Below are 14522 nucleotides of genomic sequence, written 5' to 3'. Positions count from 1 at the left end.
CATGAAAGTTTCAGAGCATTTTATTAAGAAAATCCTTGAAAAAAAGCAGAGCAGTTCTCAGGGATTCTTTGACAAAAGTAAGATGGAGAGTTTTGTTACGGACCTGTATAATATCCTGTTTCTTCCGGAAAAAATCAATACGGAAGATCAGCTTCATGATAAGTTTGAGGATTTGCAGAAAATTCTTTTTGATCTGATAAAGAATGCTTCGGAAGATGAGGTTTTTGCTAAAGAACAGACTGACAGCTTCTTTCTTACATTGCCTGATATCTACAGCACCCTGATTCTGGATGCCGAATCTATTTTAGAATTTGATCCCGCTACAGAATCTCTGGAAGAAATCCTCCTCTCATATCCCGGCTTTTTTGCCACGTATGTGTACAGGATCTCCCATCAGCTTTGGATTCAAAAGGTAAAAATCCTGCCCCGCGTGATATCAGAATATGCCCACAGCAAAACAGGAATAGACATCCATCCGGGTGCGGTGATTGGAAAATATTTCTTTATCGACCACGGAACCGGAATTGTAATTGGAGAAACAACGGAGATCGGAAACCATGTGAAACTGTATCAGGGCGTAACGCTCGGAGCCTTAAATGTTTCAAAGGATAAAGCGAATGAAAAAAGACATCCCAATATCGAAGACCATGTCATTATCTATTCAGGAGCGACCATTTTGGGCGGGAATACAACCATAGGCAGAGACAGCGTCATCGGAGGAAATGTATGGATCACACAAGACGTACCTTCCGGCTCTCTGGTCTATCATAAAAGTGAAATAAAAATAAAAGATAACGGAACCCTTCCCGAATCTTTAACATTTGTGATATAATATTTTAGAAACATAAAAAACGAATTTAAACCATTAAGAAGAATGAAGGTTTTTAGAAAATTAAGTTTCTGATTACTATTTTAATCCAGCTTAATAAATATCCCTGGATATTTGCTTAATGCTCTTAACAACTTAATCCAACTTAATGGTTCAAAAATAATAGGATCAATGTTTTAAAACTAATTAGATCATCACATAAGTAACAACAAAAAACAATATAAAATTGAATCGGTATGAAGTTCCAAAACACACTAGAAACCATCGGAAATACCCCGGTCGTAAAAATTAATAAGCTTTTCGATACCGGACATGAAGTCTGGATCAAACTGGAAAAAGCCAATCCCGGAGGAAGCATCAAAGACAGAATTGCTTTATCCATGATCGAAGATGCTGAAGCGAAAGGCTTGCTGAACGAAAACAGCGTCATTATAGAACCTACCAGCGGAAATACAGGCATCGGACTTGCCCTTGTTGCTGCTGTAAAAAACTATAAGCTTATTCTGGTGATGCCCGAAAGTATGAGTTTGGAACGCCGGAAAATTATGGAATCTTACGGAGCAGAATTCGTTCTGACTCCAAGAGAAAAAGGAATGAAAGGAGCCATTGAAAAAGCGGAAGAACTGGCAAAAGAGACTCCAAATTCATGGATCCCAAGACAGTTTGACAATCCAGCTAACGTTAAAGTTCATGTTGAAACCACAGCTCAGGAAATCCTGAAAGACTTTCCGGAAGGACTGGACTACCTGATAACAGGGGTAGGAACCGGCGGCCACATCACAGGACTTGCACAGGTATTGAAACAGAAATTCCCTAACCTCAAAGTGATTGCTGTAGAGCCTGAATTATCCCCGGTTCTTAGTGGAGGAGCTCCGGCACCGCATCCGCTTCAGGGCTTGGGAGCGGGATTTATTCCGTCAATCCTTGATACCGGACTGCTGGACGAAATTGTACAGATCAATAAAGACGAAGCTTTTGAATTCACTAAAGAAGCCGCCAAAAGAGAAGGATTATTTGTGGGAATTTCTACAGGAGCCGCTTTAGCTGCGGTTGCTAAAAAACTTCCTCAGATCCCTGCAGGAGCCACTGTACTTACCGTGAATTACGACACGGGCGAAAGATACCTGTCCATCGAAGGACTTTTCTAGATAACATCCATAAGAAGATTTAAAATGAAAAAACTGAATACGACACCAAAGGTTTACCTTGTGGGTGCAGGACCCGGCGACCCTGATCTGATCACTGTAAAGGCCGTAAAAGCCATTGCCTCAGCCGATATCATCCTGTGTGATCGTCTTGTAAGTCCTGAAATAGTAGACCGTTACGCGAATAAGAATGCAGAAATCATTTATGTAGGAAAAGAATGCAGTAAAAACGCTTCTACTCCTCAGACCCATATCAATACCCTGATTGTAGACTATGCTTTACAGGGGAAAACCGTTGTAAGACTCAAAGGTGGAGACATTTCCTTTTTTTCCAATGTTTTGGACGAACTGAAAGCGTTGAAAGAGCATCATATAGCCTTTGAAATTATCCCAGGAATCACTGCGGCATCCGGAGCAGCGGCCTATGCAGGAATACCGTTAACAGCCAGAGGATATGCGACATCGGTCCGTTTTCTGACCTACTATAAAAAAGAAATTCTAAGCGATGCTTATTGGAAAGAGCTTGGAACATCCGATGACACACTGGTTTTTTATATGTCTAAAGGAAACCTGAACAGTTTGGTAGAAAAATTTCTGACTTTGGGCAAAACGGAGGATAAGAAAATAGCCATCATAGAACAGGCAACCACACCTTATCAGAAAGTTTACACCTCTTCACTGGAAAATTTTCAGCAAAACTTGGGTGATAAAGACTTTGTATCTCCATCATTGGTGGTGATAGGCAAAGTGGTGAATCTGCATGATGAATTTTCTTGGCTGGAATCACCTACACAGGAAGGGATTTACTTTAAATCTGTAACGAACGGAACCTTAGTCTCAAACCATCAAAATATACTGGAATATGCTGTCTGAAACTAAATTAAAAGCCCTTAAAGAAATATCAGGAGATTTTTCAAGAGATGAAGCGGTCTGGGCAAGCGGTTTTCTCGCTGGAATTGCCGGAATATCTGCTGCTGTACAGCATCAGTCGGACATTGATGCCGATACCGTTTCTCCGAAGAAAATTACCCTTGCGTATGGCACTGAAACCGGAAACAGTAAGAAACTGGCAGTAGAACTTGCGGGAGTGATCAAGAAAAAAGGCGTACAGGTAAAACTGGCAGACCTTTCCCAGTACAAACCGAAAGATCTTGCCAAAGAAGATTTGTTTTTCATCATTATCAGCACCCAGGGAGAAGGTGATCCACCTGTTCTGGCGAAGAAATTTTATGACTACATTCATGAAAATGATTTGAACATCAGTCATTTGAAGTTTGGGGTTCTAGCCTTGGGAGACACCAGCTACCCTTTGTTCTGCAAAACAGGCGAGGACATCGATTCCCGTTTTGAGATACTGGGTGCACAGCGTATTCTTCCTTTAAAAAAATGTGACATCGATTATGAACAGGAAGCTCATGCATGGGCAGAACATATTCTGGATGTTGCCCATAAAACGAAAGAAAGCAGCCAGAAAACTACGGCTGCTACCAAGACATCGACTGGAAGAAAAAAATATCAGGGAAAGATTTCAACCATCATCAACCTTAATGATATAGGTTCTGACAAGGAAACCTACCATATAGAAATAGAAACCGAAGAACCTCTGGTGTACAGTCCCGGTGATGCATTGGGTGTGATTGCTTTCAATTCAAAAGAGGAGGTTGAGGAAATGATTAGCTCAACCGGAATTGATCCTGAAAAGCAGATTAAAACGGCAAAAATTACAGCCAGCGCAAAAGAATTGCTCCACAAACATCTTAATATCAGTTATCTGCTTAAAACAACAGTTGCTCAATATGCGCAGATCACAGGACATTCTATTCCGGAAGTACGATTAAGTCTTCTCGATTTGCTGAGAATTTATCCTGTAAAAAATGCTGAAGAATTTGAACAGTTGATCCCTGTTTTAACCGGCCAGTCGCCGCGGTTATATTCTATTTCTTCCTCACTGGAAGCCCACGGAGATACCGAAATTCATATCACAGTCGCCAAGTCTGAGTTTTTCATCAATGATAAAAAGCAAAACGGATTGTGCAGTGGTTTTCTGGCAGAATTTAAAGAAGGAGAAGACATCGAATTTTATATCCAGGAAGCCAAACATTTCAGACTTCCCAAGCCGGAGAAAGATATCATTATGATTGGTCCGGGAACGGGTATCGCGCCTTTCAGATCATTTCTTTACGAAAGAGATGCTGTAGGAGCAGAAGGAAGAAACTGGCTGTTCTTCGGAGACCGGACTTTTGTTTCGGATTTCCTTTACCAAGCTGAGCTTCAGGATTTTCTGAAAACGGGAACGCTGGCGCATCTGGATCTTGCTTTTTCAAGAGACACCGCCGAAAAAATATACGTTCAGCATAAACTGGAACAAAAAGCACAGGAAGTCTATCATTGGCTGGAAGGCGGAGCTTCACTTTACGTTTGCGGAGCCAAAGAACCCATGAGTAAAGACGTTGAGAAAACCATTCTGAACATTATTCAGGATAAGGGAAAACACAGCCCGGAAGAAGCACAGAATTATCTTGAAGAGCTGGAACTCAGCGGCAGATATGTTAAAGATGTGTATTAAATCATTAAAGGATAAGATATGACAGATAAGAATAACCTTTCGCCGGTAGAAAGGATAAAAACCGGCAGCAACGGGCTCAGGGGAACCTTAAAGGAAAGCCTTTTGGACGATTTTACCGGAGCCATCAGAGAAGATGACCAAACCCTCATCAAATTCCATGGAATGTACCAGCAGGATGACCGGGACAGGCGCGAAGAAAGAGTCGCGAAGAAACTGGAGTGGCTGTATTCCTATATGATCAGGTTAAGACTTCCGGGAGGATTTTTAACTTCTGAGCAGTGGGCCAGTCTTCATGAAATTGCAGAAAACCATTCCACAGGCGTGATTAAAATTACGACGCGCCAGACCATTCAGCTGCATGGGATTTTAAAATCTCATGTAAGACCTACCATCCAGAATTTCAATTTACAACACTTGGATTCGATTGCGGCTTGTGGTGATGTGAACAGAAATGTAACCTGTACTTCAAATCCATCTGAATCACCATTGCATCAGGTGGTGTATGAACTGGCAGGGAAAATCAGTGAAATGTGTCTTCCGAAAACAAAATCCTATTATGATCTGTGGATCGATGATGAGTTGTTAATCGACAGAAAAACAGAGGAAGATCCTTTGTATCAGGACAGATACCTGCCGAGAAAACTGAAAATCGGAATTGCCATTCCTCCCAACAATGATGTGGATGTGTTCATTAATGATATTGCACTAATTGCCATCGTTGAAGATGACAGAATTGTAGGTTACAATATCGCGGCCGGAGGCGGATTGGGTGCTACTCACGGAAATGAGGCTACCTATGCACGTCTGGCTTCTCTTTTAGGTTTTGTAGACACAGAAGAAAAACTCCTGAAAGCAGTCTATGAAATTATCACCGTACAGCGTGATTTCGGGAACAGAAGTGACAGAAAATTATCGAGATTAAAATATACAATCGATCAACTGGGCATTGAAGGCTATAGAAATGAAGTTGAAAAAAGATGTGGCTTTGCTTTAGAGCCTGCCCGTGAATTTAAGTTTGAACAGAGAAAAGACCGCTACGGATGGACCCGAAATCATGAAGGAAAATGGTTTTACACTTTATTTGTAGAGCACGGAAGAGTTCTGGATATAGAGGAATATCCTTTAAAATCTGGGTTGTTGAAAATAGCGGAGACAGGAAACGTGAATTTCCGGTTCACCTGTAATCAGAATCTGATTCTTTCGGATATTCGCGAAGAGGACAAGGCAGAAGTTGAAAATCTCCTTAAAGAACATGGGATTTCAGGCTATACAGAAAAAGCCAGCGCGTTGCGTAAAAACTCCGTGGCCTGTGTGGCATTGAATACCTGTTCATTGGCTTTGGCGGAAGGTCAGCGCTACCTGCCTGTTTTAGTCACGAAAATAGAACCTATCCTTGAAAAATACGGACTTCAGGACGAAAATATCACCATCAGAATGACGGGCTGTCCAAACGGTTGCGGAAGATCGCCCAATGCCGAAATAGGATTTGTAGGAACAGCTTACGAAAAATACAATCTTCATATCGGTGGTGACAGGCTTGGAATGCGTCTCAATACAAAATTTAAAGAAAACATCGGCGAAGAAGAAATCCTTGAAACCCTGGATAAACTTTTCGGAATCTATTTGCAAAGAAGATATTCGGAGGAAACCTTCGGTGACTTCTCTTACCGCTATTTACAAACTCAAAAATAAAAATATGATCAACCTTCTTTACCGGCAGGAAAGTGCCAGAAAACACTACCATCATCTTTTAGGGATCCGAATGTGTATGTGCTGTTCATTAATTGACGACGCATAAATCATTTTTAACTCTAAAATTTTAAACAAGTGAAATCCATATCCCAACAATATCTTAAGCAGAGAATAAGTCTGATCTTATTCCTGACCCTTTCTTTTACTGCCGTTTTACAGGCACAGCAGCTTATCGAAGTAAGCGGAATCATTAAACATACGGACACTCATAAAGGCATTGCTGGAGTACAGGTCCAGGTAGAACATACCCAGGATACGGCAGTAACCGATCAGGAAGGGAATTTTAACCTGAGAACAAGGGTGAAAATACCTTTCAGAATCGTAGTGACCAAAGAAGGTTTCGCAGCTCATACTGCCGAAATACTTTCGTTATCCAGTAAAATTGCCATCGAATTAAATCCTCAGAACACCATCATCAATGAAGTCGTTATTTCAGCTTCCCGTGTTCCGGAAAAAATTCTGAGATCACCGATTGCTATTGAAAAAATTGATATTAAAACCATCCGGGAAAGTCCCGCAGCTTCATTCTATGAAACGTTGGAGAATGTGAAGGGATTACAGCTTTTAACCTCAAGTCTTACTTTAAAAGTTCCCAACTCGAGAGGATTCAACTCTCCGAATAACTTCCGCTTTATGCAGCTGGTGGATGGAGTAGATGTACAGTCCGCCACGCTAGGTGTTCCGCTGGGAAATGCCATAGGTCCCACAGAACTGGATATCCAGTCCATGGAGATTACGCCCGGAGCGGCTTCTGCGCTGTATGGAATGAATGCTGTCAACGGATTGGCGAGTCTTCAGACCAAAGATCCGTTTACTTCTGAAGGCGTGAGTCTGTATTTCAGAGGTGGAGTAAATCATGTCGATAATGTGAATCACAAAACGGCTGCTTTGGGCGAAAGTGCAGTGAGAATTGCAAAAGTCATCAATAAAAACTTTGCCGTAAAGGTTAATGCTTCTTATTTCAGCGGTGTAGACTGGATCTCGGATAACCGCACAGATCAGAACCCCAATTCATTCATTACCGCCAATCCCAATTTTTCTTTATCCGATAATCCTGCAGAAGATCTCTGGAATAAATATGGTGACGAAAGAAATAACCGCACATCGGTAAAAGTGAATTACAATGGAAAACCAACCACTTTCAATGTATCAAGAACGGGGTATTACGAAAAGGATCTGATAAGTCCTGAAGTGAAGAATATAAAGTTTGATGCAGGATTGTACTACCGTTTCGGAGATGAATGGAGAACATCGTATGTTTACCGTTACGGATTGCTGGATGGCACTTTTCAGAGGGGAAACAAGATCCGTCTACAGAATGCAACGGTTCAGAACCATAAAGTGGAACTGGCGGGTAAAGAATTGACATTCAGAGCCTATGTGTCCATAGAAAATACCGGAGATTCTTATAATCTGAAGCCTTTGGCTGATAATCTGGATCTTACGAATCTTTCCAATACCAACTGGAGAAATGTTTTTCAGACGACTTTGCAGGACAGGCTTAATTCAGGGATCAATCTGAATGATGCTTTTATTCTGGCGAGACAGGAAGCAGATAAAAACCGTGTAGTTCCGGGAACAGCAGCATTTGAGCAGTTAAAAAACACCATTATCGGGATTAATAACTGGGATTCAGCGAATTCCGGAATTGCAGGAGCACCAGCTACCGGAGGCGCAAAGCTTGAACAGAAGTCCCGTTTTTATCAGGGCGAAATTACTTACGATTTCACCCGATTTGTAAAGATTTTCAATCTTTTAGCAGGAGCAGATTACCGTCTTTACAGCATCACACCCGACGGAAATAACTTCGTTGATTTTAACAGACCGGTCAGTGAAAGAAATATTCCTCTGTCCGACGGAACCTTCGGGAACAATGTTATTTATCAGAAATACGGTGCATTTGTGCAGCTTACCAAACTTTTTTTCCAGGATAAATTAAAAGTGAATCTGGCCCTTCGCGCAGACAGAAATCCTGAGTTTGAGACAAAATTAAACCCAAGACTGAGTGTGGTTTATTCTCCGGTTAATGAGCATAATTTCAGAGCTTCTTTCCAAAATGGCTACCGTTTTCCTTCTTTATTTGAAGCATTGTCATTCGTTAATAACGGGAATGTAAGAAGAGTAGGCGGGCTTACCAAAGCTAATGATGGACTGGGTTATCTTGAAAACTCCTATACACTGGCTTCTATCGATCAGTTTATTTCTGCCGTAAATAAAGACGTAGACGGAGGAACAAACCAAAATCAGTCTGCATTGAAAAACAGAAATATTTTAACGGCGGCCAATCTGCCCAAATTACAGCCGGAAAAGGTGACGTCTTTTGAAATAGGGTATAAATCAGCCTTATTCAACAGCAGACTGGTCATCGACTGGGATTTTTACTACAACATCTATGAAGGTTTTCTGGGACAGGTAGAAGTGGCGGTGCCTAAAAATGAAAATATCGGAAGTGATAATGCTGTTTTAGCGATGCTGGACAGAAGCAAGCAGGACCGTTACAGGGTTTATACCAACAGTACCAGTAAGTACAAAAGTTTTGGGACTTCTTTGGGCATCCGCTATAATCTCGTGAAAAATTATAATGTCAATGTAAACGTATCTTATAACGACCTTATTTCAACCAATACTTCAGATCTTTTTATTACGGCTTTCAATACCCCTAAATGGGCGGTCAATCTAAGCATTGGAAACCGGGAAATTATCAAAAACATCGGATTTACAGTGGCTGCAAGATGGCAGGACAGTTTCTTATGGGAAAGTCCGCTGGCATCCGGAAATATTCCTTCCTATTATACCATTGATGCTCAGGCAACATGGAGAATCCCTGAAATAAAAGCCAGCGTTAAAATCGGAGCAACGAATCTTCTTAACCGCCGATACCTTCAATATGCCGCAGGACCTGAAATCGGAGGGTTGTATTATGTGGCATTCACCTATGATCTAAAACTTTAAATATGATGAGTAACTCTTTATATCCCATATTCTTAAAGCTCGAGGAATTATCACTGCTTATCATTGGCGGAGGAAACGTTGCTCTGGAAAAGCTGGAATCCGTTCTGGCCAATTCTCCCAAGGCACGTATTAAACTGGTCGCAAAAGAAATCAATGATCAGGTTAGAAATCTGAAGCAGAATTATCCCAATCTTACCCTGCATGAAAGATCGTATACGGATAATGATTTTAACAGCGCTGATATTGCTATTGTAGCCGTTAATGATATTATTCTGGCTGAGCAGATCCGCAGCAGGGCCCATCAGAATAATACCTTGGTGAATATTGCTGATAAACCGGGCTTGTGTGACTTCTATCTGGGTTCCATTGTCAGAAAGGGAGACCTTAAAATTGCCGTTTCAACCAATGGCAAATCTCCGACTGTGGCCAAACGGTTACGGGAAATCTTAACGGAAACCATTCCTGATGAAGATATGGAGGGGCTACTGGACAATATGCAAAACATCCGGAATCAGTTAAAAGGTGATTTTACTTACAAAGTCAAAGAACTGAACCGGCTGACCACGGATTATTTGGGTGAAAAAAATAGTCAGCCTGAAGAAACAAAGCTGGAGATGGAAAAACTGATGAACATCACCAAAACAGTTCAGAGAAGAGCGAATATCTATCTCGGAATTATAGGTGTTTTCGTTCTTGTTGCGGTGTTGGCTCTTATTATTTATCAGTTCAATCTGTCTGGAGATATTCAGAATTTCCTGAGTCAGGACGGACATATTTTTTACTGGATGCTGCTGGCCGGTTTTCTGGCTGAAGTGGTTGCTGGATCTATGGGAATGGGCTATGGTGTGATTTGTACCACGATTCTCTTACTGCTGAATGTTCCGCCTCCGGTGGTCAGTGCAAGTATTCATTCAGCGGAGTCGTTTACGTCAGCTGCCGGAAGCATCAGCCATTACAAATTGGGAAATGTCAACAAAAAAATGGTTTGGATTTTATTTCCTGTAGCGGCTGTGGGAGCTTTTATCGGAGCATTTGCGCTGTCTCATTTCGGAGAAAAGTATGCTCACATTGTAAAGCCGATCATCGCCTGCTATACCCTGTATTTAGGGGTCAATATTCTTAGAAACGCTTTTAAAGGAAAGGATAAAAAATCAGGAAAAAACATACGGAAAAAGAGGACCAATCTCAGAGTATTGGGATTGGTTGGTGGATTTATTGATTCTTTTGCAGGAGGCGGTTGGGGTCCATTGGTTACCGGAACCTTGATTAAAGAGGGAAGAACACCGCGGTATGTAGTGGGAAGTTCGACGCTGGCTAAGTTTTTACTGACGGTTGTAAGTGCTTTAACCTTTATTTTCACCATCGGAATTCATCACTGGAACATTGTGCTGGGTCTTCTGCTTGGAGGGGTTTTTACGGCTCCTTTCTCAGCGATGTTTACGTCGCGGCTTCCGGCTAAGAAAATGTTTGCTATAGTGGGTGTCGTGGTAATTGTGATGAGCTTGATCACCATTGTAAAATCATTAATCTAAGTTTTTTGGGAGAAGAAGATGATGGATAAAGCAAAGTTTTCCATGTCTTGAATAGCTTATCTGGAATTGAATATCAGTTATCGAAATTTTAAATTATATATAAAAGCTTGAAAATCAAAAATATGTTAGCTTTGTAATAGGCTAACATAAACTTGTTAACTTTTATTATATTTGAGAAAATCAAAGTACCAATGTTTCTAACTGAATGTCCGAGAGATGCAATGCAGGGTTGGGGAGAATTTATCCCCACAAACAAAAAAATAGATTACATCAACTCTTTAATGGAAGTTGGGTATGACATATTGGATTGTCTTAGCTTCGTATCTCCAAAGGCAATTCCTCAGCTTGCTGATTCTGATGAAGTTGCCGAAAATATAGATAAAACTTTATCTAATACAAAAGTTTCTGCAATCATCGGAAATTACAGAGGTGCCGAAAAAGCATTAAAACATCAGTCTGTGGATATTCTGGGGTTTCCATTTTCTATTTCAGAAACTTTTCAGCACAGAAATACGAATAAAAGCCAGGAAGAAGCTTTTAATGAGATTATTAAAATGCTTGAACTGGTTAAAAGTGAGGGAAAACAGTTGAATATCTATTTCTCCATGGCCTTCGGAAATCCGTATGGTGAAATGTGGAAATGGGAAGACGTAGATTTCTGGGCCAAAAGATTTTCAGAAATCGGAATCAAAGATGTTCTGCTTTCTGATACTACAGGTGTTGCAACTCTTGAAACAATTGCTCTTTTATTCGAAAAAATTCCAGGAAAATACCCTGAGATCAATTTCGGAGGGCATTTTCACAACCGTTATGAAGATTCTTATTCAAAGCTGAAAGCTGCTTATGACAAAGGCTGCAGAAGATTCGACAGTGCTATTAAAGGTATCGGCGGTTGTCCTATGGCTAAAGATGATCTGGTAGGAAATATGCCTACGGAACAGGTGATCAATTTTATGAGCGTAGAAAAAGCAGAACACAAACTGAATCTGCTGAATTTTGAAAGCTCTTACAATAAGGCGAAGGATATTTTTCATTTTTAAATAAAAAATAAAGCTCGTGCAGATCAGGGCGATAAAGCGGATAGAATTGTTTTTAAAGCATAAAATCTGCATAATTTGTGCAATCTGCGAGACAAAATAAATCAATAGGAGCGGGTTTTAACCCGCTTTCCTGTATTAAAAATTTAATTGGCTTTAGCCCAAACCTATCATTTTAACCCCAAAATCACCAACAATGTCACCCATCATTTCATCATCCGAATTAAAGAGCCTCTCAGCAGAAAACCTCATCATCCTTGATGCCAGAGTAGGAAAAGACGTCCATCAAACTTATGTTGAAAAGCACATTAGAGGAGCCCGTTTTATAGATCTGGATAAAGATCTGGCTGACATTGGAGAAGATGCCGCTTTTGGAGGAAGACACCCGCTTCCTGATATCACAAAATTTGCTCAAACGCTTTCAAATCTTGGCGTTTCAGAAGACTCCCATGTCGTGATATATGATGATAAAAACGGAGCTAATGCAGCAGCAAGAGCCTGGTGGATGTTGAAGTCTTTCGGATTACAAAATATACAGGTTTTGGATGGAGGATTTCAGGCTGCTGAGAAAAACGGAGTAGAATTTTCATCTGGCGAAGAATCTTTTGAAAAATCTTCTGTCGTTAAAAGAGAAAGTTGGCTTCTTCCGGTTAAAGCTTTGGAAAGTGTTGAAAATGAATTGTTAAGCCATTCTTCAACAGTTGTCGACGTAAGAGATGCTTACCGTTATAATGGTGAATCTGAACCGATTGATCTCGTAGCAGGACACATTCCGGGAGCCATCAATATTCCTTTTTCTGAAAATCTGGATGAGAACGGAAACTTCCTGAAACCTGAAGTTTTAAAACAAAAATATACAGAACTTTTAAAAGACAAACCTCAGCATCTTATTATCCATTGCGGGTCCGGTGTGACGGCGTGTCATACTATTTTAGCCCTGAATTATGCTGGTTTTCCTATTCCGGATCTTTATGTAGGCTCGTGGAGCGAATGGAGCAGGAGGGAAGGAAAGGAGATTGCGAGAGAAGTTTAAAGACAGAAAGATGGAAGCGGGAGGCTGGAAGTTACTAGTTGTCTTATTATTTCTGGTAGTTTGCTCTTAAATTTTATCATGATTTCTTTTTTGCTCTCGCAGATCAGACGGATTGAGCAGATTAAAAGATTGTTTTTTAGTCCCTCTGATTGAGCTGATGGAACAGATTCATATTCTCGCTTAAACATTAAGGTAATTGAATAGAACAAGAATAGTTAAGAAATCATAAGTTAAAACTGCTGAGAAACACCAGCCACAAGGTGGCGATTTAACCCAAGATAGGATGCAGTCCTATCAGAATCTCCAGTGACTCATACTTCGCTCATCTCATTAATGGTTTGAATTTTTTCTCTTGCAAATGATCTGGATTAAGCAGATTAAAGAAGTAAAAATCTGCCTCATCTGATTCATCTGCGTGAAATTTTAAAATACCTGATGTGTAGGCCATTCTCTTCATCAGAATCAATGAAATTGCTTCCCTTTATAAAACATTACAAAAGAAAAACGTATTGATATAAAACAGAAAAACCCGGAAAATTTACGGGTTTTGTATTGTATTTGAAGTAGGAAAAAGAGTGATTGTATGAGATACCAAAACCTCCATCCTCCCGCTTCCATCTTCCTTACCTCAATTTAAAGCATTCCTAATTCGAATTTTGCTTCTTCACTCATCATATCCTTATTCCAGCTAGGCTCGAAAGTAAGCTCCAAATCTACGCTTTTCACGCCTTCCACTTCTCCTGTCTTGTCTTTTACTTCCTGTGGCAGAGATTCTGCAACCGGGCAGTTCGGGGTAGTAAGGGTCATGATAATCTTTACATCGCCCTCCTCGGAGATCTGTACATCATATATGAGGCCTAATTCGTAAATATCTACCGGAATTTCTGGGTCGTATACGGATTTTAAGACCCTGATGATTTCCTCACCAATGTCAGCAATTTGATCGTCTGTAAATTTCATTTTTTAATCTAGATTGATATTCCTTTTCAACAAATCTTCCTGACGCATCCGCCGGAAAACATTTGCCAAAGTTAAGACATCTTTTTCACAATAGTTCACAATTCGTTCCAAGTCTTTTTCTATGTAGTAGATTGATGAAACCATTGAACCGTCTATATCATCTTTGGGCGTAGGAATTCCGAAGACATGAGCCAGCAATTCCAGGGAAACAAAACTTTTATAGTCCCCGAATTTCCAGAGCTCCATGGTGTCGATATGCGGGATTTCCCAGGGCTTTTTCCCAAACATCTGAAACGGAACCGGAGGCTGCATTCCATTGATGAGGAAACGTCTTGCAATCCATGGAAAATCAAATTCTTTTCCATTGTGGGCACAGAGAATAATGTTGTTCAGCCTTGGACTATTGAAGAGTTCCCCGAATTCCTGAAGCATTTTTTTCTCATCATGACCCGAAAAGCTTTTAATTTTTAACGTATCATTCTTTTCTACCATTCCGATCGTAATGCAGATAATCTTTCCGAACTCGGCCATAATTCCTGCCCGGTCATAAAATTCTGCAGCGGTCACCTCATCTTTTCTCTGAAATCTGGTTTTCTTGTCCCAAAGTTTCTGTTCGGTTTCAGGAAGTTCTTCCCACGAACCGGATCCCGGAACGGTCTCAATATCAAGGAATAAAACTTTTTCTAATGGAATGTGCTGTATCATATGTGTTTGTG

Annotated in this window: 11 protein-coding genes; 9 read left to right on the top strand and 2 right to left on the bottom strand. The window is 40.6% G+C overall.

Going from position 1 to position 14522, the window contains the following annotated elements:
- Position 1: 1 nt before the first annotated feature.
- The 9 genes from epsC to IW22_RS04060 all read left to right on the top strand — a co-directional run bounded on the left by epsC (position 2) and on the right by IW22_RS04060 (position 12846).
- Positions 2–832: a serine O-acetyltransferase EpsC gene (gene epsC, locus IW22_RS04100; protein ID WP_034724327.1), complete on the top strand. Its 831-nt coding sequence runs from the start codon at positions 2–4 to the stop codon at positions 830–832.
- Positions 833–1065: 233 nt separating this feature from the next.
- On the top strand, positions 1066–1977 hold the full coding sequence (gene cysK, locus IW22_RS04095; RefSeq protein ID WP_034724325.1) for a cysteine synthase A: 912 nt from the start codon (positions 1066–1068) through the stop codon (positions 1975–1977).
- Between the two features lie 24 nt (positions 1978–2001).
- The gene (gene cobA, locus IW22_RS04090) at positions 2002–2847 is read left to right on the top strand and encodes a uroporphyrinogen-III C-methyltransferase (protein WP_034724323.1); all 846 of its coding nucleotides are present in this window, start codon (positions 2002–2004) and stop codon (positions 2845–2847) included.
- A complete protein-coding gene (locus IW22_RS04085; protein ID WP_034724322.1) occupies positions 2837–4540 on the top strand; it encodes a sulfite reductase flavoprotein subunit alpha in 1704 nt (567 codons plus the stop codon). The genes cobA and IW22_RS04085 overlap by 11 nt, the downstream gene beginning before the upstream one ends.
- Before the next feature lie 18 nt (positions 4541–4558).
- Positions 4559–6232 carry an NADPH-dependent assimilatory sulfite reductase hemoprotein subunit gene (locus IW22_RS04080; RefSeq protein WP_034724321.1) on the top strand — a complete coding sequence of 558 codons (1674 nt, stop codon included), beginning with the start codon at positions 4559–4561 and terminating at the stop codon, positions 6230–6232.
- 135 nt (positions 6233–6367) lie between these two features.
- Positions 6368–9244 (top strand): TonB-dependent receptor, encoded by a 2877-nt coding sequence (locus IW22_RS04075; RefSeq protein ID WP_034724320.1) that lies wholly within the window; start codon positions 6368–6370, stop codon positions 9242–9244.
- Positions 9245–9246: 2 nt separating this feature from the next.
- Positions 9247–10776: a TSUP family transporter gene (locus IW22_RS04070; protein WP_228383993.1), complete on the top strand. Its 1530-nt coding sequence runs from the start codon at positions 9247–9249 to the stop codon at positions 10774–10776.
- Positions 10777–10967: 191 nt separating this feature from the next.
- A complete protein-coding gene (locus IW22_RS04065; RefSeq protein WP_034724318.1) occupies positions 10968–11816 on the top strand; it encodes a hydroxymethylglutaryl-CoA lyase in 849 nt (282 codons plus the stop codon).
- Positions 11817–12009: 193 nt separating this feature from the next.
- Positions 12010–12846 (top strand): sulfurtransferase, encoded by an 837-nt coding sequence (locus tag IW22_RS04060; RefSeq protein WP_034724316.1) that lies wholly within the window; start codon positions 12010–12012, stop codon positions 12844–12846.
- Between the two features lie 633 nt (positions 12847–13479).
- Here the strand turns inward: IW22_RS04060 and IW22_RS04055 are convergent.
- Positions 13480–13806 carry an SUF system Fe-S cluster assembly protein gene (locus tag IW22_RS04055; protein ID WP_034724315.1) on the bottom strand — a complete coding sequence of 109 codons (327 nt, stop codon included), beginning with the start codon at positions 13804–13806 and terminating at the stop codon, positions 13480–13482.
- 3 nt (positions 13807–13809) lie between these two features.
- Complete coding sequence (locus IW22_RS04050) at positions 13810–14511, bottom strand: 3'-5' exonuclease (protein ID WP_034724312.1); 702 nt, start codon at positions 14509–14511, stop codon at positions 13810–13812.
- Positions 14512–14522: the final 11 nt, after the last annotated feature.

Source organism: Chryseobacterium sp. JM1 (assembly GCF_000737715.1).
In the GTDB taxonomy this organism is placed as follows: domain Bacteria; phylum Bacteroidota; class Bacteroidia; order Flavobacteriales; family Weeksellaceae; genus Chryseobacterium.
The sequence above is the reverse complement of the archived record's forward strand: the minus strand, read 5'-3'. Positions and strand labels throughout refer to the sequence as shown.